Annotated in this window: 18 protein-coding genes and 1 tRNA gene; 4 read left to right on the plus strand and 15 right to left on the minus strand. The window is 47.8% G+C overall.

The genetic code is table 11. The features are described 5' to 3' along the window. Positions 1 to 13: 13 nt before the first annotated feature. From ACEW9O_RS07930 to ACEW9O_RS07960, 7 genes are all read right to left on the minus strand, one after another. Positions 14 to 1,591: a DUF1501 domain-containing protein gene (locus ACEW9O_RS07930; RefSeq protein WP_373549606.1), complete on the minus strand. Its 1,578-nt coding sequence runs from the start codon at positions 1,589 to 1,591 to the stop codon at positions 14 to 16. 23 nt (positions 1,592 to 1,614) lie between these two features. After that, positions 1,615 to 3,303: a DUF1800 family protein gene (locus ACEW9O_RS07935; protein WP_373549607.1), complete on the minus strand. Its 1,689-nt coding sequence runs from the start codon at positions 3,301 to 3,303 to the stop codon at positions 1,615 to 1,617. Positions 3,304 to 3,373: 70 nt separating this feature from the next. After that, entirely contained in the window at positions 3,374 to 3,589 is a 216-nt protein-coding gene (locus ACEW9O_RS07940) for a heavy-metal-associated domain-containing protein (RefSeq protein WP_373549608.1), read from the minus strand. Between the two features lie 61 nt (positions 3,590 to 3,650). Further along, positions 3,651 to 4,289, minus strand: coding sequence for a hypothetical protein (locus tag ACEW9O_RS07945; protein ID WP_373549609.1), 639 nt, complete (start codon positions 4,287 to 4,289; stop codon positions 3,651 to 3,653). A 249-nt stretch (positions 4,290 to 4,538) separates the two neighbouring features. Beyond that, positions 4,539 to 12,437, minus strand: a complete 7,899-nt coding sequence (locus tag ACEW9O_RS07950) for a PKD domain-containing protein (RefSeq protein ID WP_373549610.1) — start codon at positions 12,435 to 12,437, stop codon at positions 4,539 to 4,541. A 12-nt stretch (positions 12,438 to 12,449) separates the two neighbouring features. After that, positions 12,450 to 14,918 (minus strand): tol-pal system YbgF family protein, encoded by a 2,469-nt coding sequence (locus tag ACEW9O_RS07955; RefSeq protein WP_373549611.1) that lies wholly within the window; start codon positions 14,916 to 14,918, stop codon positions 12,450 to 12,452. 67 nt (positions 14,919 to 14,985) lie between these two features. Next, a complete protein-coding gene (locus ACEW9O_RS07960) occupies positions 14,986 to 16,089 on the minus strand; it encodes a PorP/SprF family type IX secretion system membrane protein (protein WP_373549612.1) in 1,104 nt (367 codons plus the stop codon). Between the two features lie 483 nt (positions 16,090 to 16,572). On the opposite strand from ACEW9O_RS07960, the gene ACEW9O_RS07965 reads away from it, so the two are divergent. After that, complete coding sequence (locus ACEW9O_RS07965) at positions 16,573 to 17,574, plus strand: hypothetical protein (protein ID WP_373549613.1); 1,002 nt, start codon at positions 16,573 to 16,575, stop codon at positions 17,572 to 17,574. 114 nt (positions 17,575 to 17,688) lie between these two features. Here ACEW9O_RS07965 and hisF read toward each other — a convergent pair whose 3' ends face one another. The 8 genes from hisF to ACEW9O_RS08005 all read right to left on the minus strand — a co-directional run bounded on the left by hisF (position 17,689) and on the right by ACEW9O_RS08005 (position 24,926). Continuing rightward, entirely contained in the window at positions 17,689 to 18,441 is a 753-nt protein-coding gene (hisF, locus tag ACEW9O_RS07970; protein ID WP_373549614.1) for an imidazole glycerol phosphate synthase subunit HisF, read from the minus strand. A gap of 130 nt (positions 18,442 to 18,571) precedes the next feature. Further along, positions 18,572 to 19,291 (minus strand): 1-(5-phosphoribosyl)-5-[(5-phosphoribosylamino)methylideneamino]imidazole-4-carboxamide isomerase, encoded by a 720-nt coding sequence (gene hisA / locus ACEW9O_RS07975; RefSeq protein ID WP_373549615.1) that lies wholly within the window; start codon positions 19,289 to 19,291, stop codon positions 18,572 to 18,574. A gap of 20 nt (positions 19,292 to 19,311) precedes the next feature. Beyond that, complete coding sequence (gene hisH / locus ACEW9O_RS07980) at positions 19,312 to 19,926, minus strand: imidazole glycerol phosphate synthase subunit HisH (protein WP_373549616.1); 615 nt, start codon at positions 19,924 to 19,926, stop codon at positions 19,312 to 19,314. A gap of 192 nt (positions 19,927 to 20,118) precedes the next feature. Next, a complete protein-coding gene (gene hisB / locus ACEW9O_RS07985; protein WP_373549617.1) occupies positions 20,119 to 21,255 on the minus strand; it encodes a bifunctional histidinol-phosphatase/imidazoleglycerol-phosphate dehydratase HisB in 1,137 nt (378 codons plus the stop codon). Then, positions 21,252 to 22,289 (minus strand): histidinol-phosphate transaminase, encoded by a 1,038-nt coding sequence (gene hisC, locus ACEW9O_RS07990; protein ID WP_373549618.1) that lies wholly within the window; start codon positions 22,287 to 22,289, stop codon positions 21,252 to 21,254. The genes hisB and hisC overlap by 4 nt, the downstream gene beginning before the upstream one ends. 139 nt (positions 22,290 to 22,428) lie before the next feature. Continuing rightward, a complete protein-coding gene (hisD, locus tag ACEW9O_RS07995; protein ID WP_373549619.1) occupies positions 22,429 to 23,724 on the minus strand; it encodes a histidinol dehydrogenase in 1,296 nt (431 codons plus the stop codon). A gap of 65 nt (positions 23,725 to 23,789) precedes the next feature. Further along, entirely contained in the window at positions 23,790 to 24,650 is an 861-nt protein-coding gene (gene hisG / locus ACEW9O_RS08000; RefSeq protein ID WP_373549620.1) for an ATP phosphoribosyltransferase, read from the minus strand. Positions 24,651 to 24,850: 200 nt separating this feature from the next. Then, positions 24,851 to 24,926 (minus strand) — tRNA-Phe (locus tag ACEW9O_RS08005). Positions 24,927 to 25,103: 177 nt separating this feature from the next. On the opposite strand from ACEW9O_RS08005, the gene ACEW9O_RS08010 reads away from it, so the two are divergent. From ACEW9O_RS08010 to ACEW9O_RS08020, 3 genes are read left to right on the plus strand one after another with little or no spacing between them, the layout of a single operon-like run. Next, positions 25,104 to 25,535, plus strand: coding sequence for a hypothetical protein (locus ACEW9O_RS08010; protein WP_373549621.1), 432 nt, complete (start codon positions 25,104 to 25,106; stop codon positions 25,533 to 25,535). Then, on the plus strand, positions 25,536 to 25,874 hold the full coding sequence (locus ACEW9O_RS08015; protein WP_373549622.1) for a CidA/LrgA family protein: 339 nt from the start codon (positions 25,536 to 25,538) through the stop codon (positions 25,872 to 25,874). Beyond that, positions 25,871 to 26,557, plus strand: a complete 687-nt coding sequence (locus tag ACEW9O_RS08020) for an LrgB family protein (RefSeq protein WP_373549623.1) — start codon at positions 25,871 to 25,873, stop codon at positions 26,555 to 26,557. The genes ACEW9O_RS08015 and ACEW9O_RS08020 overlap by 4 nt, the downstream gene beginning before the upstream one ends. Positions 26,558 to 26,779 lie beyond the last annotated feature (222 nt).

Raw genomic sequence — 26,779 nt, forward strand, 5'->3', positions numbered from 1 at the left:
GAAAAGTGAATTTTTACATCGCGACCACTTTTTGTACTCCAATCGTTCCATTTACATTTACCTGGCAATAATATTGTCCCATCGGAAGGTTTTGGCGCTGTAGCAAAAACTGATGAGTACCCGCCGCATAATACCCTTCTGCTACGGTTTGAACCATTTTTCCCAAGCCGTCCAATAAACGAATAGACACCTGACCGCCGTTGATTTGCAGGCTTATGGTGCTGCTTTCGCGGAATGGATTAGGCCGGGCATTTAGCTCAAATTGCTCCACTGTTCGAATATCACGGGTAGGCGTAGAGATCGATTTGAAGATGGGTAAAATGGGGAATTTTTGGCCCAAAATGGATTCTGGCTGTTCCAGCCCAAACCAATCTTTAAGAATAGTGGTATAAATAGCCCGGAAATCGTGCTCCATCGGCAAGTCATCCGATTCACTCAAATCCGTAGGCACCTGAGGGTTTTTGCCAATGATGCCCGGATTGACGGCTTTGCCAAAAACAAACAAGGGCGCCGCAGCTCCGTGATCTGTACCAAAACTACCATTGGAACCAATCGTGCGACCAAATTCCGAAAAAGTCATGCCCGCCACCTTGTCATCAATGCCCATCAATTTGAGGTCGTCTTGAAAGGCATAAATGGCCTCTGACAGCATTCGCAACAACTCTGCGTGGTTGCCTTCCAGCGGATTTCCAGAGGAACTAATCTGTCCACTATGGGTGTCAAAGCCGTGCAAGGTGCAAATGTAAATGGGTGTTTTTAGCCCTCCTTTGATCAGCTGCGCCACAATTTTGAGCTGATCAGCCAGGTAGTTTTTGTCATCGGGAGGATACAATGTGGATTGGTTGCGGCCTTTGTCGGCGGCACCTTTTACTGATTTGAAGTACTGCTGCGCCTGTTGGGTAACCAGCCGGATGTATTCCAGTTCATCGCCAAAGAATCCCTCAGGTGCGGGTTCAACCACACTGTTGACAAATTCATAATAAGCCTTCGGGTCGGTAATCGCCATCCCCATCGGCCATTGGCTGCCCACCAAAGCCAGAGACATTACCGCGCCCAATTGAATGGCCAGGGGATCAGGGTTGGCGTCGCTCGGATAACCGATGGGAAATCCGGGATAGCGCTGCTCCAGGTAACGCCCAGCCCAACCATTTTCAATGTTCACATCCGCATCCGAAGCCGACATCCAAATATCGGATGAGCGAAAATGGGAATAATCCTGTTCAGGATACCCTACATTTTGCACTACAGACACCAGGCCATCGTTGTACATTTTTTGGAAAGGTACCATCGAAGGGTGCAGGCCGCTGACTTGAGTGCCCTGCAAACGTAATACATTGCGCTCGGGAATGAGCAGGTTGCGCCGGAATTTGCTCAATTTCGAGTATTGATCCAGGGGGATAAAGGTATTGATCCCATCGTTGCCACCATTCAGTTCAATGAGGACCAATACGCGGTTTTCGGGATTGCCATTGAAGTTTAGGGCGTCCAAAAAAGATTTTTGTGGAGCGGTATTCACGGGCATGCCCTTCAATGTAAAGGAGGCACCGGCTGCTGCTGCACAACTATGATAGAGGAATGATCTGCGTTCCATGCATTTTGGGTTTGGGGAGGTGCTTAAATCAATTGGTATTCGGGCTGGCCCATCAGGTATTTGTGCAAGGCCGCCAGGCGGTACCAAACTGTATCGCGAGCAGCTTTGTCCCCGGGATTGGCCGTGTAGTTTTTCCAGGCCACTGTCCAGTAATAATCTTGAGCTTGGCCGGATAACAAAATGCTCTTCAATACTTGTTTTTTTGCTGTAGAAAAAGGCATTGGCATCAAAACTTGCAAAATGGAATCAATCAGCAAATTTGGATCGTCTGGGCGGGGGAATTGGGCTGCAAAAGCAATGTGATCAATAAAAACCCGATAACCAGAATCGGTCTCATAACGCCAATAAGTCATTACATCGGAATAAATGTTGCGGTTGCGCAAAGTATCGCTGTTGATCCAGTTCCGATAATATTTGGGTGCTTGCCGAAAAGCTGGCCAACCCGCTACATTGGGCGGGTCGCCGGGCAACATTTGTAAGTCGTTACAAGTCCAACCCAAACTGGTCAGGATTTGATACTGATCGTACAAAGTAGGGCCTTTGATGTAGACGTTGAAATTGCGCAATACGCCTATGACCAAATCCAGGGGTGTTTTGATGAAACAACCCTTGTTCACCGCATCAAAAAAATGCTCGCTGCGCAGCAATGTAGAGAGTACGGGTAAAATCTGGTAATTATTTTGGCGCAGGATTGCTGCCAAAGGCTGAATGACGTTTTTTTCTACCTGCTCGTCAATTTGGTAATACACAAAAAAGCGGTACAACTTCCGGCAGATGTACAGGGAGACTTCATCCTTTTGGAAAATCATGTCGATTAACTCCCGAAGTTCCCGCTCTGCATCAGCCCCACCTTTGATGACCCGATTGTTGTAAAAAGCCGAGAATTGTTTATCCGTTTGGTCGTGTGACCACGGGTCTAGGAAAACTTTATTGGTTTCGTATTCCAGTCGCCAGCCGGTCAGCACTTTTGCTGCAGCCACTACGTCCGCCTCGGTATAATGCTCGGGATTGTCCTTGCCAATGGTGAAGAGTTCCTGCAATTCGCGGGCATAGTTTTCGTCGGGCGCGTTGACTCCATTGTACAGGCCATTGAGAAAAAACAGCATATGTGGGTCCACCGTTACATCATAGACCAACTGTTTAAAATCGCCGAGTGTATGTTTGCGCAGGATCAGGTAATGTTTGTAACACGCCTGCCCACTAAAGGAAATATCGGTGCGGGTCGCAAAATGATTGTGCCAAAACAGGATGAGTTTCTCCAGAATATTGGCTTCAGAAGTAACCATCCGCTCCATCCACCAACTGCGCCAGGAGGTGATGCGGAAAAACTCGCCATCGTTGTTGCGCTTGGCATTGATCCAGGTTTTGCCAAAGGGTACGTCAGGATCGGTAAATTCGTCGTTGTTGTAATTGTTGACGGGTGGAGCAGGCTCTGCTTTGGGAACATTTAAAATAGAGTCCACCGCCTTTTGGGCATTACCCAACTTATAGAGTCGATCAATTTGAGCCTGGCTAGAACCAAAAGTAGCTCGCCGCAACAAATGGGCCGCTTGCTCCCGGCCCCAAATGCCACTATACGGAGTCAGGCCTCCTTGAAGGGTAAAGGGGGGTGCAGTTGTGGCGGTTTCTGGTTCAAAATGGGGCGTTTCCAGCAGCGAGCCCTCAGTTGGGAGTTGTAGGAAATTCCGACGAGAAGAGGAGAACTCGGCCATAAGGGATTGATTTGCTTATAGTATAAACGAAGATAAGCAAGATCAATTTTATCTAAGCACCAGATCAGAATTAATCAACAAGTTCCTCTATCTCAAATCCAGCATCCTTCACAGCTTCCAAAACAAGCTCTACATCCACTCCATCCCCTTCTACACTGAGGATTTTGTCTGGATTTTGGGTGTCAACCGTCCACTTACTGATGCCCTTAACTTCGTTCAGAAAGCCAGTTACCGCTTTCACGCAGCCTCCACAATTGATATTGGTTTTAAATTTTAGGGATTCCATGCTTTGTTTTTTTTTGCAAAAATAAAATTAAGCTTGCTTTCTGACACTGACAATAATCACCTCAGGGTTTGATTGGAAACAGCTTCATTGCCTCCGCTACACATTGCACCGCTTTTTTGATAGACGCTTGTTGGTCTTTGTTCAGTGTAATGGTATGGCGGCTGTTTTTGTAATTGATCCGAATTTTTTCAATGCCTGCATAGGATAAAGTGAAGACATGATCCAAGGGGACCAGGCAAGTAAGGGTATAAAGCCGCATGTTGGTATTCTTGTCGAAACTTCCTCGGTCAGGTACGGTATAGAGGCCAATCAGGTCCGAACCCTTTGTATCATCAGCGGGATCAACTTTGGGTACATCTTTGCCCAGATCTACCGTATCCTTCAAAGACTCAACTTTCAAGATCACACTAAATCCTTCTTCGATGGTCAAAAACTCCCGCTCGGCTAGCCCCAAGACCAGGAAAAAAGCGTTCAAGGTGTCGTTTTGGGAAAAAGTAAACATGGCCTTGGCCTCTTCGATCATTTTGTACCCATCCGCCGTTTGAAAATTGCTGGGAATCAGGTAGCCAATATTGATGGCTTTGGTGACCACACTGTGGGTACTGTCGAAATCATCGACTTCATTGATGGCAAAATCACACTGGGCATTCAGGGTATACAATCCAACACTGAAGAGGAAGAAAAGAAACAAACGCTTCATAATTACAGGTACTGATGAAGCACAAAAATAACGGAATCTCAGCTAAGTTGTGGGGCAAAAATAAGTGTTCATTTTTTTTGAGCCAAAGGATTAGATAAGACACTTGAAATGAACCGTTTAATTATCTAATCCATTGGTAAAATGAACACATATTTTTTTATCGCCCTAAAAAGAAACCCCCTGACCGGATTACTCCAGTCAGGGGGGTGATTAGATCATGATGTCGAGGCCAATGTGACCCGAATCGTGTTAACGAATCAAAGTCACGTTGCCTTGTTTGCGGTACGTGCTACCGTCAATACAATTGGCAAGTAAATAAAAACCATATACATCAGGAGGCAATTGCTTGCCCCGGAACGTACCATCCCAACCCACTTTGGGGTCACTGGTTTCAAACATTTTTTGACCCCAGCGATTGTAAATAATAAAAGTCATTCTGTCGATGCCCCGGCCACGTACATACAGCACATCGTTCACGCCGTCGCGGTTGGGGGTAAAGGCAGTTGGTACAAAAATGTAGGGTTCGATGCAGTATGGCCCCGCTACATTGATGGTGATTTTGAGTTCAGTTGTACAGCCATTGCTGGTCACTCTTACGGTGTACTCGGTGGTATCCGTAGGGGATGCAATTACGGTACTGCCCGTAGTGGTATTCAGTCCGGTAGCCGGGCTCCAGGAATACGTACAATCGGGGCAATTTTCCACCCGAATGGTGGTCGATTCCCCATTCTCAATGGTCGTGGGGTTGGCCGTTACGCGTACTTTGTTGGCCAAATCCACCACGTTCACCGTGGTGCGCAAGGTGGCCGTACAGCCGTATTGGTTGGTCAGCAAGACTTGCGGCTGCGCGCCATTCTGAGCCACAATGGTTGCCGAAGGCCCAGTTCGAACATCGGTGATGAACAAATTGGCGGGCGACCAGAGGTAAGTCAAGGTCTGCCGTGGATCGCCATTGGTGACAATCAGGGTCACCTCGTCTCCATTTTCGCAGGCATTGACCGTAGCTGGTAGGCTGGCTCTAACTGGACGGGCGATGACCGTTACTGAATCGATCTCCACACAACCCGCCGCATTGGTGATGCGCACATAGTAGGTTCTCGCTACTGTATCGGGAGTAATCGAGAACTGTGCCCCCTGCCCCAGAACCGGGCTGATGTTGCGGTTGTTGCTCCATTCAAAAATAGCAGCACCATTGCCACTTGCGGTGAGATTAAATGGATTCAAAGAACAAAGTGTCGTATCCTTTCCGGCATCCGCTCGGATCGGTTCCGCTGCCATCACCACTACTTGTCGTACAATGCTACAAGCTCCAAACGGGTCAGAAATCGTAACCGTATAAGTAGTGGGCACCGTAACGATTGTGGTAGGGGTAGCAGAAGTAGAATCATTCAATCCTCTAGCTGGCGACCAGCGGTAAACCAGGTTTGGTTTGCCATTTGGATTGATCGGCGTAGGACGGCCCGCGCAAGTCGTAATCATACTTGGTGGCGCGCCAGAGGTAATGTCTACCACATCGACCACTGCTGAGTCCAAAGGTGCCCCTTCAAAAGGCCCACCATCCCCGATGGTAGGCCCACCACCTGTTCCAGGGGTTCCCCCGCCATTTCTAGCTGAGTCGATTTGTGCACGAATACACACATCATTGGTATCGGTAGCCACGGCATAAAAGACCGTTTTACCGGCAGCTACATTGACACTGATCCGGTTTCCAGTGCCGATCTGGTTTTTCAAAGCGGCATCACTAAACCAGGTAATGGGGGTTGGCCGTGAAGTAGTAGCGCGCAAAGTCAAGCGACCCGGTTCACACAAGGAGGTGTCTGGCAGCGCAATCACCGTAACCGGCTGTGTAACATTGACCACAATACTCTTGGTTGCAGAACAACCCGTCGCAGGATCTGTTACGGTCACCGTATAAGTAGTTGTATTTGTTGGTGAAGCTAATGGATTGAAAGGTTTGCTCAAATCCAGACCAGTTGTCGGCGACCAGGTGTAGGTATAAGCCGGGTTGCCATTGGGATTCAACTCCACTGAAGTACCCACACAAATATTTTGTGGGGATTTTAAATCACCCGGGTTGAAATCACTGAGGCGTATCCGCGCCGTATCTCTTTTGGAACAAGTGCCCAAAGTTGCTTCTACAATGTACAAGTTAAGTCCCAACCCGGGGGTAACCGAAAGGTTTCTGCCATTAAAGATGACTTGTCCATTGGCGTCTAGCCAACGAATGGTGGCACCTTGCGCGCCACGGGCCGTAAGGAATACGAAGTCACGTTGGCAAAGAACCGTTTCAGAAGGAATGGCTTCCAGGTCACCTAGGTCGGTTACGTTAACCCGGATTTCTTTCTCTATGCTGCAACCCGTAGCAGGATCGGTTACAATCACCGTATAAGTGACGGAGGCAACCAGTGTAGCAATTGGGTTGTGTGGATTTGTCAAATTCAGCCCTATAGTGGGTGACCAAACATAAGTATAAGCTGGATTGCCATTCGGGTTCAGCGCTAGTGGGCTGCCTGCACAAGCTGCCTGTGGCGAACTCAAGTCGCCAGGTTGGAAATCCACGCGGGTCACCCGGCTGGTGTCGCGAGCGGTACAAGAACCCACACTGGCCTCGGCGATGTACAAGTTCAAACCCACGTTCGGGCTAGGCGAAATACTACGACCAGTGCCAATTTGAGTGCCATTGGCATCCAACCAACGGATGTTTGCTCCTTCAGCGCCAGTCACCCGCAGGTTGACGCCGCCAGGCTGACAAACCGTAGTGTCCGCAGGTGCAATGGTCAAATCGCTCAGGTCAGTAACATTGACCCGAATTTCTTTTTCCAAAGTACAACCGCTCACTGGATCAGTAACGGTCACGGTATAGGTAACGGAGGCAACCAATGTAGCTATCGGATTGTGTGGATTCGTCAAATTCAGGCCTATCGTTGGCGACCAAGCATAGGTGTAAGCTGGATTGCCATTCGGATTCAAGGCCAGCGGTTCTCCGGCACAAGCTGCCTGTGGCGATTTTAAATCACCCGGTTGGAAATCAGCTCGAGTCACTCTGCTGGTGTCGCGAGCGGTACAAGAACCCACGCTCGCCTCAGCGATGTACAAGTTCAAACCCACATTCGGACTAGGCGAAATGCTACGCCCGGTGCCAATTTGGGTGCCATTGGCATCCAACCAACGGATGTTTGCACCTGTTGCACCAGTCACCCGCAGATTAACACCACCTGGTTGACAAACCGTAGTATCCGAAGGTACGATGGCCAAATCACTCAGGTCGATTACATTGACTCGAATTTCTTTTTCCAAAGTACAGCCACTCGCTGGATCGCTTACGGTTACGGAGTACGTAATCGAAGCATTCAGGGTGGCAATTGGGTTGTGTGTATTCGTTAAATCCAGCCCTGTGGCAGGCGACCAGATATAAGTATAAGCAGGGTTGCCGTTCGGGTTCAGTGCCAGTGGTTCACCAGCGCAGGCCGATTGTGGAGAAGCGAGGTCACCTGGTTTGAAGTCGGCCAGGGTCACTTTTACAGTATCCCTTGCGGTACAAGTGCCATTTGTAGCTTCCACGATGTAAAGGTTATCTCCCACTGTTGGGTTAACACTGATGGTTTTACCCGTACCAATTTGGGTGCCTGCGGCATTCAACCAGCGGAAGTTAACATTGTTGCCGTTTGCATCTGCACGCAGGGTTAAACCTCCGGTAGCCGTACAAATGGTCGTATCGTTGCTGGCTGTGAAGCCTTCAATTGCATTGACATTCACGACGATTGCACGTTCCTTGAAACATCCCGTGATGGGGTCAGTGATGGTAATCAGAAAACGGGTGGTTTGGCCCAGTAGGGCCACCGGATTGTAGGGCTTGGTCAAATCCAATCCTGCACTTGGTGACCACTGGTATTGGAATGCAGGGTTCCCAGTCGGGTGTAATTCGACCGTGTCCCCTTTACAGATCGTCAAAGGTGTGGTGAATTGACCAGGATTAAAGTCGACAAACCGAACCCGGATACCAGAAATGGTATCGGTACAGCCCGCTGCATTTCGTCCAATCACTGTGTAACGGGTATCAGTACCTTGGGTTCCGCTTATCGCAATTCCGCCATCTCCTTGGAAAATCGGTGTCTCTTGGCTCCCTTCAGGAATCCAGGCATATTCACTAGCTCCAGTGGCAACCAATTGAAGGGTAGTACCTACACAAGCCGTGGTGTCCATGGTAGAAACACCCAACACAGGTTTGGCGCTAATGGTAATAACCACTGTATCCACGACCTGGCAAGAAATTCCGCCGCTGGTTTTGGTCACAGTTACCAGATAGGTTACCGGAGTGGTGCCGGTAAAACTTGGATTGCGTACATTGGTAGCCGACAATCCCGTTGCTGGGCCCCACTGATAGCTGAATTCTGCACTGGCATTAGGGGCCAGAGGTGTGGCCACTCCTGGGCAAACTTTAACGGTATCGGGCAAGCCCGAATCCAAAGTTCCCAAGTTGATGACGACAGTAAGGGTATCTTCACATTCAAACTGATTGCTGACAATACCTATAATGACATTCCTGCCAATTTCAGTTGGCCGCAGCACTGGTGTAGCGGTATTTCCACCAGAAACAACATTGGAAGCAGGCGTCCAACTATAGGTCAACAGTTGGCCTGGCGCGTTGTTGCGCACTTCTACTTGTACATTTTCAGCATCACATTGATCGATCTGGTTGCTACCCGATGGTGTAACCAGGGTGACATCTACTCCGTTATCGGTAACACTCACGCTGTCCGTTTCGGTGCAGCCCAAGGCATTAGTAGCTGTAACGTAGTATACCGTAGTTCCTGGAGGTGGGTTAACGCTTACAGATGCATTTGAGCTCAACAATTGGCCTTGTTTCGTCGTCCATTTGAATGTGGTTCCAGGTTTGCCTTCAGCAGTCAGGGTTACATCCTCACCACAGGTCGTCAAGTTGTTGGGGACTTTAAGCCCAATCGCAGACCCGACAGTGATGCTGATTTCTTTGGTCACTGTTTTACGACAAGCTACATCAAAGCTCAGGGTAAGCGATACGGTATAATTGCCTGGTTCTGCGTAGCTATGGCTGGGGCTTTCTTCCGTAGAAGTAGTCCCATCTCCAAAATTCCAGCGGTAGCCAAAGGCATTGGTGCTGGTATTGCGGAAAATCACGGTATTGCCGTCGCATTGGATTTCAGGAGTGAAATCCAGGTTATGGTTGGCATCAATGATGATTACCTGCACCGAATCGCTCAGTACACAGCCAGAAGCATTGCGCACCTGCACAAAAACTTCCTTGATGCCAGGGGTAGCCGCTAGGAGAGGGTTGGCAGTCAGCGCTCCCGATTCAAACGCAGCCACTGGAGTCCAGCTGTAAGTCAGGATTTGACCAGGCCCTTGGGTGGTATTGATGCGCAGTGGTTCGTTGGTACACAGAATAACCGAATCTGGAGCAGCAAAAACGACGGGATCGCCGATCAGACTTATTTCCAGTTTTTCTTTACAACCATTTTCATCCGTAGCTTCCACAGTCAAATTGCGTTGGGTAGCAACTGTGGCGGTAAATGTAGGCCCTGTACCCAGTTGATTGCCATTGGCATCCAACCAACGGAAAGTAACCGGGCGGTTGGCCGAAGCAGTCAAGGTGGTTTGAGGTGTACAAACGGGTGTACCATCTGCGCCTGCACCAAGTACGGTGATACCCATGTTTCCAGGCACAATTGCCATCATCGAGTCAGTGGTTTGGCAAGCTGGTATGCCTGGCACGGAAATGTTGACGGTATATTGGGTGCTTTGTTGTGGAGAAAAAATCGGGTTGCCAACCGTCGGATCATCCAGTCCCGTTTCAGGCAACCACATGTACACCAAATTTGGGTTGTTGTTGCCAGGGATTTGCAGCGGCATCCCTCTACACAACACGATGGTATCGGGAAAATCTACCCCGGTAATAGGTGCTTTGACAATGCTTTGTGACGCAGAATCCAAACAGCCTTGGGTAGTCCGAATCACCAAAGTGACCGTGACCCGACCTGTATCCGTAAAAGTAAAACTTGGAGAGTCCTCGGTGGAGGTACGGCCATCGGATAGTTTCCACGTCCGGCTGGCGATTTGTATACCCGCATTGTTGGACACATCCAGCAGCTTGATGGTAGAGCCGTTGAGGATACAGTTGGTATAGTTAAAGGTGAAATCTACATCGGTTTCCTGTTTGACTAGCCGGATGGTTTTTTGCAAAGTATCATTGCATTCCCCATAAGCAATCAAGGTCAGGGTATAGGTTCCGGTATCAGCCAGAGTCAATGCGGGATTGTTTTCCGTCGATACCAAAATTGGATTATTGACATCCCCAATGATCCATTTTACGGAGTCAGCATTGGTCGATTTATTGGTCAAATTAAGCGTTCGACCATCACAACTGCTCACCACAATGGGGTCGTTGCCAATCCCGCCATCGGCACTAAAGTCGGCTACGGGGCGAGGGGTGGCAAAAATGGTGATTGTTTTGGTGAACGTGCAGGTTTGTGCAGAATTGGCCGTAAGCGTCAAAACCACCACCGCATCTTGAGTTACCAATAATCTAGGGTTGGCAATGTTGGGGCTATCAATTAATCCTGTAGGTGTCCAACGGTACGAATAGACATTATTTATTGTTCCCGCAGGATTAAGTGTAACGATACTACCCACACAAGCGCGAATAGTATCTGGAATCCCATCGGTAGGGTTTTGGCCACCAGCGGTAGAAAAGTTTTGCGTAGTGGTTTTTTCACAACCATTCGCGTTGACAACCGTAAGCGTAATGATGCCCGATACATTGGAAGGCAAACGCACCAAAGTGTCGGCACCCGTAGCTGTAATTTGCCCAGCAACTCCAAAGGTAACTTTCCAGATTCGTTTGACAATGGCAGCACTTGAATCCGTAGACAAATCTTGCAGTCGAATGATGGATTCGGCGGCACAAGACAACACTTCAGCCTTAAAATTGGCTTTGATGCCAGATTTGAATAGTTTCACCTGTCGCGAGAAGGTATCGGCGCAAGTGGTATTTGGCTCTGCGATCAAGCTGACTTTGTAGGTGTTGTACGCCGGGAAAGTATAAATTGGGTTAACCTCTGTCGAAGTCAGCGTTGTGCGAGGTGCATCAAAAAGCCAGAGGTATTTGCTGGCCCCCACACTTTCATTGCGAAAGCGAACTTTAAGGGAATCACACTGGCTTTCAGGCGCGAAAAACGCAGCAGTTACTCCTTCACAATTCTGGACGTTGTACTGAAAATCGCGACGAGTAGAGGAAATGAGTTGTTTGGTCTTAGGGTCGTATTCATCTACACAAATCCCTACTACAAATTGCCCCAGAATACCCGGCCGAGCAGTCAACAAGCCCGAAACAGAGTTGATGCGCAATGGCTCACCCACCGCTCCCAGCATGTTGTAAAGGTTATACAGCGGTTTTACCCAAATCAGTGTATCGTAAGGTGGAAAATTAGGTGGCTGTGGTCTTGGGTTAGCAAAGGTGGCACCCTGAAAGGGAGTGCAAAGGCGGTAGACTAAAGAATCTCCATCCACATCAAATGCAGAGTGGTCAAAATCCAGTGGACGTGTGTTACAGATGTAAATGTCTGGCCAACGGCGGAACATGGCGCTGTTGTTACACCGACGCATGGCCGCTTCAGTCAGCCAAACATCGTAGGTTGCCCCGGTTTCCAGAGGGCTTACGATGTTCTTAATGGTCGCGTTGCGACAACAGCGTTGATAAACGATTTGGTACCCGCCGGTTCGGAACGGTAGGTTCACCGTGGCCTTATAAGTCATGGTTTCTACACAGACGTTGGTCGTGGCTTGAATACAAGCGTCGAGATTATTGTCAAGAGGCGTAGCTGAGGTAGCGTCAATGCGTACATCCTGGAGCAATAAGCCGTTGCGGTCAAAAATGCCTACGGAGGCTACAGGGTCAAACGGCTCAGTTTTGGGCGCGCAGTCGCGATAAACACGGACGATGATTTCATAGCGGTCGTTGCCCAGGCAACGATATCCTACTTCACCCCCAACAATATGAGTAGCATAACTTAAACTTGGCGCACAAAGCAGCAACAGCAGCAAACGCCACATGCTGAACTGCTGTGCGAAACAATGACGAAAGGTGTGGTCGATGTTCATAAGGTATTTCATTGGGCGTGAGGATTACTTGAATGGTTTTGTACTGATGTCAATCCTGAAAATTTGCACTTTTCGATCCAGTGAAGGTTGGATGCCAAAAATTTCGTTTTTGACATTAGACAGCGCAGTTGGAATGTCTGGTTTATTGGGATCTTCTCCGACCGCATTGAGGTCAAAAGAAAGCTGACCTGAATCGATGTATTTTTTCATGGCCCCATTTTGAACCTGTTTCAAACGGTTGATCACTGAAACCATACGCCGTTCGCCAAGTCTTTTATTGTAATCCGCGTTGCCAAGTGGGCTGGCAAAACCGGACATGTATATTTTGACATAAGAACCTCCATCCAGCTCTTTGATGATTCCTGGAATGCGTTGTTCCAGGCTATCATGACCTTGTTTCACCGTGTTTTGAAAGAATGATCGCATTGCTTGCCCCATAAAACCTGAGAACTCTGGTTCTCGTTTGAGGTAGTTCTTGTATAAAGTTTCATAATCATCTGTGGTAGTCACCAAGTTACCAGGCCCGGGCTTGGCGTTGTCAAAAAACAAATCGAAGGCCAGCCTAATTGGCACCAGGTATAAATCAACCGACACATCATAGCCAATTTCTTTCACGGTTGTTTCATCGATTGGGACTTCAAGAGTGTCTATGCTGTAACCCGGTTTGGTTGCTTTTACAAAGTACGTTTTACCTAAATCTACACTATAGTTGTATTCATTGCCCTTGGGGTCGTTTTTGGTTTCCAACAACACTCTGCTGCCATCAGCCCGCTGTTCATACAAACTAACTTCACAATCGTTGAGCGCAGTGTTTTTGCTGGGGTCTTGTTCATTCAGAGGCCCAAGCAGGGTAAACACATCCAAACGTAAATTGGGCAAATACAAGTCGACCACCATGGTTGATTCTTCTTCGCCCAGGTTGGCCAGCACCAGTGAATCTTCAGCAATGTAGCCCCGTTTTTGTGCCTGGATGTAGTATTTTTTATAGCGCTCAATCAGCGTTGAGTAGTTGTTCGTATCCGCTTCGGTTTTATTCACCAGCTCTTTGCGGGTACCGTCTGGAGTTTCTTCATAAATTTTAACTGTCGTGCCATTTAAGGCAAGGGAATCTCTCCACTTGAAGGTGTTGACCTCCAGATTGACCAATTTGTAAATCCCTGCTTTATATAAGTCATGACAGCACACTTCTACTTCCTGGGTGGCTATTTTTTTTGCGGTTTCAGCGAATAAGGGGATAGACCCGACACGATTGGAGCTAAAAACTAGAGTGTCTCCTTTGGGGTCGCGGACATAACCAAAATCATCGTAGGAGGAGTTGATGTTGACCCCCAAGTTGTAAGGTTCAATCCAGCGTTTGGTCTGATTCAAACGGGTACCGTAAATATCGATGCCCCCAAATGTTTTCCGCCCATCTGTAGCAAAAAATAACAACTCAGCTTTCCCCGGGATTTCCTGGTAAAAGGGGCTGATGTCATTTTCAATGGTATTGAGTTCTGCAAGCGGGGCAGCAGTAGTTACATTGCCATCAGCTTGGATAGCCCCCATCCAGATGTCGAGTTTTCCTTTACCTCCTGGGCGATCAGAAGCAAAATACAGCACGGTCTCGCCCTTGGTGTTTTTACCGATAGCGGGTGAAGTGCTGGTATAATCAGTCTGGTTGATGCCTAATTTTAAAGGTGTAGCTCCGGGTACATCCAGCGGGCGGTAAAAAATATCACAGCGCAGATCTGCCGCATTTTTTGCCACACAATTGCAGTAATAAACCCCTTTGTTGTCCGGTGTAAAAACGGAGTAAGCGGTGTGTTGATCCGGGGCATTGAATGAAAGTGGTAGCTCTTTGGCCTTACCCGAATAAGTCCAGACTACTTTATTGAGGCGGCCAGCTTTATTATTGGGATCAGGGAATTCATAAGAGGTATGGTATAAGGTATCTCCACGGTAGGAAGCACCATAATCGGTGTAAGGTCCATTGATCTCCGGCCCCATGTTGACTGGTTGTGGATAATAGCTGGCATTGCGTTGCGAATTGGCTTCATTTTGGATACTTTTTAGGGCAAAATCACAATTCTCGGCACCCTTCTTGGCAAACTCAAGCAATGCTGGCGTAATCCCTTGAACACCCTGGTTTTCCTGGATAAATTGAAGGTAGGCCGATTTTGCATTGCGATAATCAGCCAATTTATGCAAGGATTCGCCCAGGCGCAAGCGAGCATCGGGGTATTGGGCTTTTTCTTTGCTTCCCAATACTTTCAAATAAGCACTTGCCGCAGATGCATAAGAATTAAACTGCCGGGCGGATTCTCCAATTTTGTATTGAATATCGATACGGGTGGTATCCAGTTTTAAGGCATCGCGGTAAGCGACCAGGGCAGTATAAAAATCTTTTTTTGCGAACGTACTGTCAGCAACCTTCAAAATTTGTTTTAATGATTGGCCATAACCCTGTTGAAACAGCGCTATAAAAAAGGCCAGTATAAGCAATGTTTTTCTCATGGTAAAATGCTTTGGCTGATTGGAGTTGCAATACCTCAATGAATACGCTGGATCAGATCCAGCATATTTAGATCAAAGGGCAATTGGGTTTAAAACTTACTGGTTTGTAAGATTTAAAAATATAGTGGATGAACAATTCGGGGCCACCAACACCTCCATCCACACTCGTATTGAATTTAGACAGGTTCACATCGTAGCTGAAACCAGCGCGTATTCTCTTATAGCGCGCTTCTACCGCCGGGTAGATAGCTGAATCGTTGGTCAGGGCATCAAAGCGGAAGGTTCCTCCCAGCTGAATGGAAAACTCTTCATTGCGCTTCGGATTGACATAAAAACGCAGTCCCAAACCACCTAAATACTGTCGGTAAGAACTTTGAAACTGTGCCGCCACGTTGGCGATTAAATCAAAACGTTTGCTGATTTGTAAATCGGCCAGGATATAGGGAGTAAGCCGCATCGGAAGCTTAATCGGACCCAAGGAGGTGAAAAATTGATTGGGACGATTGAGGTGAAACAAACCCATCCCAAAATCAAGTTTAGTGCGTTGCCCCGTAGAGGTATCGATCTGCTCGTAGGATTCTTTGACCTGATAACGGACATTAAAACCCAGGCCAAAATCACCATAGTTCAGTTTTTGTTTGGAGGTGCCTTCCCCGCTAGGATTATCCGGGTCAAAAGTGCCCTGTTGGGCATCGTACTGGTTGTCGTAGGTTACCTGGTCAGCTTCCCACTTGCGCAAGCCCAGCCCCAATTGCCCCCCTAATGAGCCATATACCCGCTTACCCAACTTTTTCGTATAAGCACCATTGATGTTAAAATTACTCAGTCGAAGGTCAGCAAACCCGGCTTGGTCATGGTTGTAACCAATACCCAGCGCCGCAAAACCATCCGAAACGTTTTTGTTGAAGATTTTAACATCTACAGCTCCTGTATAGGTTGTGTAGCCCACTGGAACCTGTGCCCACTGGTTGCGATACTGTCCCATCAGGCGAACATCACCATCAAAAATCCCGGTTAAGGAAGGATTAAGGTGAAGGGGTGCACCATAAAATTGCGAATAATGCAAGTCTTGGGCGAGTCCGGCTACGCCTGGTAAAAAAAGCGCCACCCAAACGAAAATGGTTCGGTTCCACTGTAGGAATTTGGCTTTGGGTAGATGGTCTCGATTCATTTGGAATGAAGTTATTAAGGTTGTATGTTGCCGAAAAATAAGCAATCTTTTGCTTAGAGTCGGTTCGTAGCTTTCTTTAATTTTGTAGATACCTCCCAAAACCTCGGATTGGTCTTGTTACCAACACAATAATGAGCTCTTTCGTAAGTGATATGACGCCTAAGGGGAGGAGAATGTGTGAAGGGACTGGCCGCAAGATAACAATTTTTTATCAATTAAGTCAGTCCTGGGTAATTTAACACCTAAAAAAAAGACAAATGAGAAAAAAAATTAGACACACCTTGTTTAGTTCAGATAATTTGTATTACCTTGTGCTAAGTTTTGACAAAGTATCCTAATGCAAATGTTTCCGGTTGTGTGCCGGAGATCCCGTTATCCAAAATTTGTTACGTTCGTTTGGCACACCTGAGGTGTGACCAAGCGTGAAGCTCGGTTGCACTCGCTGAAGTACAGATATTTTCTGATCTTACAAATGCGGGCAACGTGAAAAGGGCAATCTTTACAATTTTAGTTTTAGCAGGTTTCCTGCAGATGAACGCACAGCAGATTCTGTTCGTGAAGAAGGGAGCACAAGGTAATGGCTCATCTTGGAGTCAGGCTTTTGGTGACCTTCAACAAGCTTTGCAAATTGCAAAGACAGGAACAAAAATCTGGGTGGCTGCTGGTGTTTATACACCTTCGCAGACTGGCAATCGGAATGCATCGTTTGTAATCAACGAGGGCATTACACTACTTGGAGGTTTCGTAGGCAACGAAATGTCTGAGCAAAATCGGAATTGGGAATCTAACCCAACCATCCTTTCTGGTAACATTGGTGATGTTAATTCTGCTGAAGACAACTCTTTCAATGTGGTTTACACACGGAATGTTTCTCAAGTAACAGTAGATGGTTTCATCATCTGTTTGGGAAATGCTTCAAACTCCAATGAAAAAGAGCAAGAAGGTCACCGCACGAGTACTGGCGCTGCTTGGTACAATGAAGCTTCTCAAGGCTCTCATGTAGTGAGAATCAAAAACTGCACTTTCCAGGACAACAAATCCAACTACGCTGCAGGCATTTACAACTTGGCTACTGCTGGTGCAGTAAATGGCTCTGAAATCACCAATTGCAAATTCATCCAAAACAATGCCCAAGTTGAAGGTGGAGCAGTGATGAACGTAGGAAATGGCGGTACTTGCAACGTAAAAATTGAAAACTGCCTCTTGAGAGATAACTTCGCCTTATATGGCGGCGCATTTTTCAGCCGGGCAATCAATAATGGACTGAATCAGTCATTGATCCGCGCAAATACACTGCAAAACAACAACGCTTACATCGATGGTGCAGATTTTTTCACCAATCGTGACAACTCTAGCGTCAACAAATCAGTGTTTGTCAGCAATGTATCTTCAAATGCACCATCACAATCAAATATTCTGGATGAAGTAAAAAATACGCCTAATACTGTTTCAAGAATGAGACCTTCTAGCACCAGCCGTAATTAATTGCTCGCAGCGCCGCAGGAAGATCTAAGACAGATACACCTAAACTAATCAATAGAGGGCCAGTACGATTCAACGTCTGGCCCTCACCGTTTTTATACCTTTCCCTCTTGGTGCTTAGCGCACCACCACATTTTTCTCCTTCAAATACCCTTTCAAATCCGGAATAGCTATTTCATTAAAGTGAAAAATGCTTGCAGCGAGTCCCGCATCGGCTTTTCCAGTGGTAAAAACATCGTAAAAATGTTCCATGTTGCCCGCGCCTCCCGAAGCAATGACCGGGATGGACAGCAATTCGGAAATACGCGCAGTCGCTTCCAGCGCAAAGCCAGCTTTGGTGCCATCGTGATCCATTGATGTGAACAGAATTTCACCTGCTCCACGGGACTCTGCTTCTTTCACCCAGTCAAATAGCCGAATCTCGGTAGCGATACGCCCGCCATTCAGGTGGACGATCCATTCACCATCAATTTGGCGGGCATCAACTGCCAATACGACAAACTGATTGCCAAAATTCAGCGCCAATTCATCGATCAACTCGGGGCGACGTACCGCAGCAGAGTTGATCGACACTTTATCGGCGCCAGCTGCCAGCATGGCGTCTGCATCGTCGATGGAAGTAATGCCACCGCCAATGGTGAAGGGAATATTGAGATGTCTGGCAATGGATCGCGCCAGTTCCGACATGGTTTTGCGCTTCTCATGGGTGGCGGTGATGTCCAAAAACACCAGTTCATCAGCACCTTTTTCGCTGTAGGCCGCACCGAGTTCTACTGGGTCACCTGCATCGCGCAGGTTGACAAAATTGACACCTTTGACGGTCCGTCCGTCTTTGATGTCGAGGCAGGGAATAATCCGTTTAGCAAGCATAAGACTTAGGCATTAAAGTAGTGGGCCAAAAATAAGTGTTCATTTTTTTCTGAGCCAAAGGATAAGATAAGAAACTTAAAATGAACCGTTTACTCATCTAATCCTTTGGCAAAATGAAACACTTATTATTTTATCGCCCAAAGGCCATTAAATCAATTAAACTGATCTTGTTTTCGTAAATCGCCTTGCCGATGATGGCCCCGTAGCAACCAATTTCGCGCAAGCGTTCCAGCTCCTTCATCGTAGTCACCCCCCCACTGGCAATGAGTTTGAGCTCGGGCAATTCTTCCCGAATCCGTTGGTAAGTATCGATGGCACTTCCTTGCAATAACCCATCCTTGGACACATCCGTGGAGATGCTGTACTGGATGCCTTTGGCGACATAATCCTGCAAAAAAGCAAACAACTCCAATTGGCTTTGCTCCTGCCAACCACTCACCGCAATGTTGCCATCTTTGAAGTCAGCACCCAAAATGATGCGTTCAGTGCCGTATATTTTGAGCCAGTCGAGGAACAAATCGGATTCCTTTACTGCTACCGTCCCTCCCGTTACCTGCTGAGCACCGGATTCGAAGGCAATTCGTAGGTCTTCATGCGCTTTGAGGCCACCCCCAAAGTCGATCACCAACTTGGTAGACCCTGCGATTCGTTCGAGTACCCGGTAGTTGATGATGCGTTTGGCTTTAGCTCCATCGAGGTCAACGAGGTGCAGGCGCTGCAACCCGGCATCTTCAAATTGCTTGGCGACTTCCAAGGGGTCTTCGTTGTAGACCGTTTTTTGGGCGTAATCGCCTTGGGTGAGGCGCACACATTTGCCTTCAATGATGTCTATTGCGGGAATGATTTGCATGTTGCATTTTTTGAACCACTTTATAAACTGAGGAAGTTGCGGAGGATCGTTTCCCCCACTTTCCCTGATTTTTCTACGTGAAACTGGGTAGCGTAAAAATTGCCTTTGTGCAAACCCGCGCTAAAGGGCAAGGTATACTCACTCAATGCACTGGTATAAGGCCCCTCTTCCACGTAGTAGCTGTGAACATAATACACGTATTCGCCACTGAGCTCAGGGGTGAAAATTTCATCCGCACAGCGCGTCAGGGAATTCCAGCCCATATGAGGTACTTTTTCTCCATTGACTGGGATGAATCTTTTGACTTGTTGCGGAATGACCCCCAGGCAAGGCGTGTCGTTTTCTTCCGAATGGGCACATAGTAACTGCATGCCTACACAGATGCCCAGGGTTGGCTGGGTCAGGCTTTTGATGACTTCATCCAGGCCCCGTTCGCGGAGAAAGTGCATGGTGGTGCTGGCTTCACCGACGCCGGGGAAGATGACTTTTTCGGCAGCACGAATTTGTGCGTGGTCACCGGTAAGGATGGCAGGGACACCTAGTCGCTCTAGGGCGAAGAGGACGGATTGAACGTTGCCAGCGTTGTAGTCGATTACGGCGATCATAGCTACTCTTTTTCCCACGACTAAAGTCATGGGTTCTTTTTTATGGTTGCCTCCCACGGATAAATCCGTGGGTTGGCGTAAGTTTCTGGGGAATGAAAGGCCAACACACCCACACGTTCACACTTTAACTCACACCCATTCTCGGTTGCCTCCCACGGATAAATCCGTGGGTTGGCTAATCAATGGAGAATTAGCAAATTAACTCATCAAAAAATCAGCACATTAAAGTACCCCTTTGGTAGAGGGCAGTTCTTGGCTGTTTATATCTCGTTTTACGGCCATCTTGATGGCTTTAGCTACGGCTTTAAACGTAGCTTCGATCTTGTGGTGTTCGTTTTCGCCCTCCGCTTTGATGTTGAGGTTGCAAAGGGCGGTATCACTGAAGGACTTAAAGAAGTGGTAAAATAACTCGGTGGGCATTTGGCCGACCTTTTCCCGGCGATAATCTGCGCTCCAAACCAACCAGGGGCGACCACTAAAGTCGATGGCAGCCGTAGCCAAGCAGTCGTCCATCGGCAAAATGCAGGAGCCGTAACGTTCCATTCCCCGCTTGTCTCCCACGGCTTGGCGGAAAGCTTCACCTAGGGCAATTGCGGTATCTTCGATGGTGTGGTGTTCGTCGATGTGCAAGTCACCCTGCACCCGAACCTCCAGATTGGCCCCGCTGTGTTTGGCCAATTGATCGAGCATGTGGTCAAAAAAGCCAAGCCCAGTATGGTTGTTGTAGCGTCCTTGGCCATCCAGGTCAAGCTGCACGAATACATCCGTTTCTTTGGTCACCCGGTGCACTTTACCGGTACGTTGACGCCCTTTGAAGAAACGGTAAATTTCGCCCCAATCGGTAGAGGTCAAGGCAATCACCTCCTGCAAATTCCGCGCATCGTTGCTGATTTCGTCGGCACCCAATTGAGGATCCGTCACCATCCAGATGGCTTTAGCGCCTAGGTTTTTGGCCAATTGAACGTCGGTAATGCGGTCACCGATTACAAAAGAATTGGGCAGGTCTACACTGCCATCCATGTAGTGGGTCAGTAGGGCCGTACCGGGTTTGCGAGTGGGTTGGTTTTCGTGGGGAAAAGTGCGGTCGATGACTTCTTCGGCAAAAGTGACGCCTTCGTTGCGAAACGCTTTTATGATGGCATTGTGGGCGGGCCAAAAAGTATCTTCGGGATAAGAAGGGGTACCCAGACCGTCTTGATTTGTTACCATAACCAATTCATAGTCCAACTCCTGTACGATTTTGGCCAGGTATTGAAAAACGAGGGGGTAAAACTCCACTTTGTCCAAAGCGTCAACCTGGTAATCGTGGGGTTCTAAAACCAGGGTTCCATCCCGGTCGATGAAGAGTACTTTTTTCATGGCCTCTTGTTCAAAGCAGTTAACAATGCATCGTTTTCTTCGGGGCGTCCTACGGTAATGCGCAGGCTTCCGGCACAGAGGTGTACCGAGTTCCGGTTGCGCACGATAATCCCCTCCTCTACCAAATACTGATAGGTGCCATTGGGGTCATCCATTTTGACCAGGATGAAATTGGCATCCGAGGGAAATATTTTTTCAACAAATTTCAACTCACCCAATCCTTTGATCAAGCGCTCGCGTTCGCTAAGCAGTGTCGAAAGCAATTGCTGGTAATCATCCTGGCTGGTTTCTAGTGCTTCCAGGGCAATTTGTTGGGTAAGTTGATTGATGTTATAAGGTGGTTTTACCTTATTGAATAGCTGTATGATTTCAATAGAAGCAAAGGCCATGCCCAAACGAATACCCGCCATCCCCCAGGCTTTAGAGAAAGTTTGTAAAACGATCAGGTTGGGGAATTCGGGTAGTAATGAGGTACAACTGGCTTGATTGGAAAAATCGATGTAAGCTTCATCCACCACCACAATCCCTTTGAACTGTGCACAAAGGCTACGAATGCGCTCCAATTCTACATCGTTGCCCGTTGGATTGTTGGGGCTACAGATGAATAGAATTTTGGAATGTTCATCTGCCGCGGCTAAGATGGCGTCTACATCGGGCTGAAAGTCGGGAGTAAGCGATACACTACGAAGGCCCACGTCAGCGATGTCTGCCGATACCTGGTACATGCCATAGGTAGGGGGCAAAATCAAGATGTGATCCTGACGGGGTTCACAAAAAATCCGCACCACCAAATCAATCGCTTCATCGCTGCCATTGCCCAGGAAAATTTGCTCAGCGGGCACAGCTTTTAATTGGCTGATTGCCGCTTTGAGCTTCCATTGTAGGGGATCGGGATAGCGGTTGAGCCCTGTTTCAAAAGGGTTTTCGTTGGCATCGAGGAAAACCTCGGCCTTACCTTTGAATTCGCTGCGCGCCGATGAATAAGGCACCAGCTTGCGGATATTGGGACGAACCAAATTGGCTATTTCCATCATTTTCGTTTTTGGGCGATAAAAAAATAAGTGTTCATTTTGCCAAAGGATTAGATAAGTAAACGGTTCATTTCAAGTGCCTTATCTAATCCTTTGGCTTAGAAAAAATGAACACTTATTTTTGCCCTATTACTTAGGCTATTTACAGGCGCTCACTTTTCATCTTTTCCAATCGAATACTCACCGCCCGCTGGTGTGCGACCAATTCCTCGGCAATCGCCATTGCTTCTACCGTTGGGCCAATGTTTTTCAAACCTTCCGCAGTCAAACGCTGGAAAGTGATTTTTTTAACAAAAGAATCCAAGGAGACACCGCTGTAAGCACGGGCATAGCCATTGGTTGGCAAAGTGTGGTTGGTGCCGGAGGCATAATCACCTGCCGATTCAGGGGTATAATTCCCGATGAAAACAGAACCAGCATTTTGCACTTGCTCCGCAAAAGCTTCGGCGTCTGCCATCGCCAGAATCAAGTGTTCGGGTGCGTAATCGTTGATTAAGGTTAGTGCTTCTTCGGGGGTATTGACCAGAACCGCCACGCTGTTTTCCAGGGCCTTACGGGTAATTTCCGCCCGAGGCAACAAAGCGACCTGGCGTTCTACCTCTTGGAGTATCGCTTCCAGTAACTCGGTATTCAGCGCCAATAACACCACTTGACTATCAATTCCGTGCTCCGCCTGGGCCAATAAATCGGCCGCCACAAAGGCAGGATCTGCCTGCGCATCAGCACAAACCAGCACCTCTGAAGGGCCCGCCGGCATATCAATGGCGACTGTTTCGCGGCTGACCAGTTGTTTGGCTGCCGTCACATATTGATTGCCCGGGCCAAAAATTTTGTATACCCTGGGAATACTTTCAGTGCCATAAGCCAGAGCGCCAATGGCCTGTACCCCACCAGCCTTGAAAATTTTGGTTACCCCAACTACTTGAGCAGCGTACAAAATGGCAGGGTGAATTTTGCCTGCTGCATTGGGCGGTGAGCACAAAATAATCTCTTTACAACCCGCCAATTTAGCAGGCACCCCCAGCATCAATACGGTAGAAAAAAGTGGTGCCGTTCCTCCGGGAATGTACAAACCCACTTTGTCGATGCCCACGTTTTTGCGCCAGCAAAATACCCCAGGCATGGTTTCTACCACTTCCGGCTGGCTCTGCTGGCGGGCGTGGAAGGTTTCGATGTTGCTTTTGGCTGTTTGAATCGCCGTTTTGAGGGCCGGGTCGAGTAGTGTTTCTGCTTCGGCTAGTTCTGCTGCGCTTACTTCCAAGTGATCCAGCGTCACTTTGTCAAACTTTTGGGTATACTCTTTTACCGCCGTGTCTCCACGTTCTCGAATGTCTTGCAGGATTTGTCCCACAATGGCATCCAAATTAGCGGCAGTCATTACAGGCCGTGCCAGTAATGCTGGAGTAGAAACAATATCTTGATAGGTGTACCTTTTCATGTTGTGTTGAGTTCCAAAATCCTCGAAGCACAGATAGCCGATAGCCGATAGCTGACAGCTGATTGCTAAAGAATCATCTTTTGAATCGGAATGATCAAAATTCCTTGCGCCCCAACCGCCTTAAGCTGGTCGATGATTTCCCAAAAACGATCTTCGCTGATTACAGTATGCACGCTGCTCCAACCTTCGGCAGCAAGGGGCACTACGGTAGGGCTTTTCATGCCGGGTAGGATATTGATGATGGCTTCCAGCGCATCATTTGGCGCATTCATCAGTAGGTACTTGTTGTTGCGGGCGGCCAGAACGGACTTAAAACGGAAGAGCAATTTATCTAGTAATTCGCGGGCTTCGGGCTTCATGTTGCGGCTGGCAAAAATAGCGGCTTCTGATTTGAGCAGCACCTCTTTTTCTTCCAGGCCATTCATAAATAAAGTATTGCCTGAACTCACTAGGTCACAAATCGCATCAGCTAGTCCAATATTCGGAGCAATTTCTACCGATCCGGCAATTTCGTGGATCTCCGCCTGGATGTTTTGTTTTTGGAGGAAAGCGTGGAGGGTATTGGGGTAAGAGGTGGCGATTTTTTTGCCCTGCATCCAATTGATGCCCGTATAAAGGGTGCCTTTGGGAACCGCCAGGGAGAGTCGGCAGCGGGCAAAACCCAATGGCAAAACTTCCTCCAGGTCTTTTTCTTTTTCAGTCACCGTATTTTGTCCCAGAATCGCTACATCGGCCACCCCATCGGCGACGTACTGCGGAATATCTGAATTGCGAAGAAAAAACAACTCCATCGGGAAGCCGGAGGCGGATACTTTGAGTTGATCGCGGCCATTATCGACCCGCACCCCGCATTCTCGCAGCATTTCCAGCGAGTCCTCTTGCAGACGCCCGGATTTCTGCACGGCAATTTTGAGTTTGGTTGACATCGTGTTTTGTGCTTGTTTGGAGCAAAAAAATTAAATGCTCTTGAGTTGGGACAAAAAAAAAAGAGGTCTACCGACAAATGGTAGACCTCTTTTGAGATTTAATACTGATTTAACGCAGCATACTCATTAGCCATTTGCCTTACGAAGGTAAGCCATGATGATGATGAGTATGTGCAAAAAAAGTAATCATAAGATAAAAGTGGTGGTGCGGGCAGGAATTGAACCAGCGACACCAGGATTTTCAGTCCTGTGCTCTACCAACTGAGCTACCACACCATGTAAAGAACTTGCCTTTTTCAGAAGGCGTGCGCAAATATACAGCGATGTTTTCCTTTTATCCAAACGCTGCATTAATTTTTTCAAAAAAAAAACACAAGTGGGGCGCTAAAAGTTCCCTTGGACTGGAAAATGCGTCTCAATAGTTGTAATTTTATCACTCAAAACCATTTAGTCATGAGCGAATTCGAACAGGTTGTCAAAGAAGGTACCCAAAACATTGGCAAAAGATTGCGCCGCCTTCTTTTGTGGGCGTTGTTGCTGGTTTTTGTAGGTTTCATGGGCTATATATTCGTTTATTGCAATTTCACCGTGAGTAAAGGAACCACTAGTGGTACCTTGACCAACATCACTTACAAAGGGATTTTGTTCAAAACACACGAAGGAAACCTGAATACGGGGACCATTAATTTGAACCCTAACATTGCCCCAGATAGCAAGACCCAAGCGATGAACGGCTGGAATTTTTCCGTGCCCAGTGCTGCAGTGGCAGAAAAACTGGATGTATTGCAAGGGCAAAGGGTGAAACTCTTTTACCGCAAAAAAGTAAGTGCCATGCCTTGGCAAGGCAAAACCAATTACCTGGTCTACGACGTTGAAAAGCTCTAAGTGGACATTCTGCGGGGCTTATTCCTGATTTTTATGTTTTGGGCCTTGGGTGAAACCATCTCCCAATTGGTAAGGCTACCTATACCTGGTGCTGTGATTGGCATGCTGGCATTGTGGGTAGCTTTGCAATTGAAATGGGTTTCGTACGCCTCTGTACAACCCAGTGCCAAAGGTTTTTTGGGCATCATGGGCGTTTTTTTTGTGCCGCCCAGCTTGGGCATTTTGTTGCACGCTGAACGGATGTTCCAATATGGTTGGAAGCTGGCTCTGCTGGTGGTCGTCACTTCCGCACTCAGCGGATTGACTACAATATTGGTGTTCAAACTGCTGAATCGATGAATCCTTTCCATGAACCGGCCTTGATGATCGGCCTCACGCTGGGTGCATACCTGTGGGGGCAGCAGCTTTTTTTGAAGTACCGCAAATCCTGGCTCAATCCTGTTCTGGTGGCCATTATCCTGATTGCCATTGTGCTACAAGTTGGGGGAGGAAAGGTGGAAGACTATCTGGAGGCTACCCGTACGCTGGTCTTTATGCTTTCACCTACCGTTATTTGCCTGGCTTTGATTTTGTATGAACAAACGGCTGCTTTAAAAAAGAAGGCGCTGGCGATTGTTATGGCAGTTTGTACAGGCGGGCTGGTCAATGTGGTGGTGGGCGTGTACCTGAGCCGCTGGCTGGAATTGCCTGAACCCTTTGTCCAAGCCATGTCGACCAAAGCGGTTACAACGCCCATTGCACTGGAGTTGACCAAAGCCCTGGGCGGCGAAGCTTCGCTGACGGTAGCTTTTGTATTGCTGAGTGGAATCATGGGTGCAGTATGGGGTTTGCCTTTTTTGCGCCGCGTAGGAGTTAAAGATGAGATGGCTACTGGTCTTGCGATTGGCACGGTTTCACACGGCATTGGCACGGCTAGAGTGCAGCAAGAAAGTGACTTGATGGCAGCAGCTGCGGCGCTGGCGATGGCTTTAAATGGTATGTTTACGGCTTTTTATTTGCCGTATTTGTACTTTTGGCTTTGACCTGTATTTTGGGATAATTGTGTGGGTGACCACAATGATATGAGGGCAACCGCGAGGGTTGCCCCTACGAAATTGGATGATATGCGAATAATGGGTTAAAAGAACGAAAAGAGGAGAGCTGCTGCGATAGCACCAAAGACATGAGCGATCAAACCTTTAGTTGCTCTTACTTTAGCGGCTCTCAGAATATTGGATTTTTCAATTAGCCAATTAAAAAAGCTT

Origin of the sequence: Haliscomenobacter sp., assembly GCF_041740695.1 — a bacterium.
Lineage (GTDB): Bacteria > Bacteroidota > Bacteroidia > Chitinophagales > Saprospiraceae > Haliscomenobacter.

What these genes read in the sequence shown, in the direction of transcription:
- ACEW9O_RS07935 (WP_373549607.1), bottom strand. Translation starts at nt 3,303, where the DNA reads ATGGCCGAGTTCTCCTCTTCTCGTCGGAATTTCCTACAACTCCCAACT.
- ACEW9O_RS08020 (WP_373549623.1), top strand. Translation starts at nt 25,871, where the DNA reads ATGAATCCTTTCCATGAACCGGCCTTGATGATCGGCCTCACGCTGGGT.
- hisH (WP_373549616.1), bottom strand. Translation starts at nt 19,926, where the DNA reads ATGACTTTAGTCGTGGGAAAAAGAGTAGCTATGATCGCCGTAATCGAC.
- ACEW9O_RS08010 (WP_373549621.1), top strand. Translation starts at nt 25,104, where the DNA reads ATGAGCGAATTCGAACAGGTTGTCAAAGAAGGTACCCAAAACATTGGC.
- hisA (WP_373549615.1), bottom strand. Translation starts at nt 19,291, where the DNA reads ATGCAAATCATTCCCGCAATAGACATCATTGAAGGCAAATGTGTGCGC.
- ACEW9O_RS07940 (WP_373549608.1), bottom strand. Translation starts at nt 3,589, where the DNA reads ATGGAATCCCTAAAATTTAAAACCAATATCAATTGTGGAGGCTGCGTG.
- ACEW9O_RS07955 (WP_373549611.1), bottom strand. Translation starts at nt 14,918, where the DNA reads ATGAGAAAAACATTGCTTATACTGGCCTTTTTTATAGCGCTGTTTCAA.
- hisB (WP_373549617.1), bottom strand. Translation starts at nt 21,255, where the DNA reads ATGAAAAAAGTACTCTTCATCGACCGGGATGGAACCCTGGTTTTAGAA.
- hisD (WP_373549619.1), bottom strand. Translation starts at nt 23,724, where the DNA reads ATGAAAAGGTACACCTATCAAGATATTGTTTCTACTCCAGCATTACTG.
- hisF (WP_373549614.1), bottom strand. Translation starts at nt 18,441, where the DNA reads ATGCTTGCTAAACGGATTATTCCCTGCCTCGACATCAAAGACGGACGG.
- ACEW9O_RS07960 (WP_373549612.1), bottom strand. Translation starts at nt 16,089, where the DNA reads ATGAATCGAGACCATCTACCCAAAGCCAAATTCCTACAGTGGAACCGA.
- ACEW9O_RS07930 (WP_373549606.1), bottom strand. Translation starts at nt 1,591, where the DNA reads ATGGAACGCAGATCATTCCTCTATCATAGTTGTGCAGCAGCAGCCGGT.
- ACEW9O_RS07945 (WP_373549609.1), bottom strand. Translation starts at nt 4,289, where the DNA reads ATGAAGCGTTTGTTTCTTTTCTTCCTCTTCAGTGTTGGATTGTATACC.
- hisG (WP_373549620.1), bottom strand. Translation starts at nt 24,650, where the DNA reads ATGTCAACCAAACTCAAAATTGCCGTGCAGAAATCCGGGCGTCTGCAA.
- ACEW9O_RS07950 (WP_373549610.1), bottom strand. Translation starts at nt 12,437, where the DNA reads ATGAAATACCTTATGAACATCGACCACACCTTTCGTCATTGTTTCGCA.
- hisC (WP_373549618.1), bottom strand. Translation starts at nt 22,289, where the DNA reads ATGATGGAAATAGCCAATTTGGTTCGTCCCAATATCCGCAAGCTGGTG.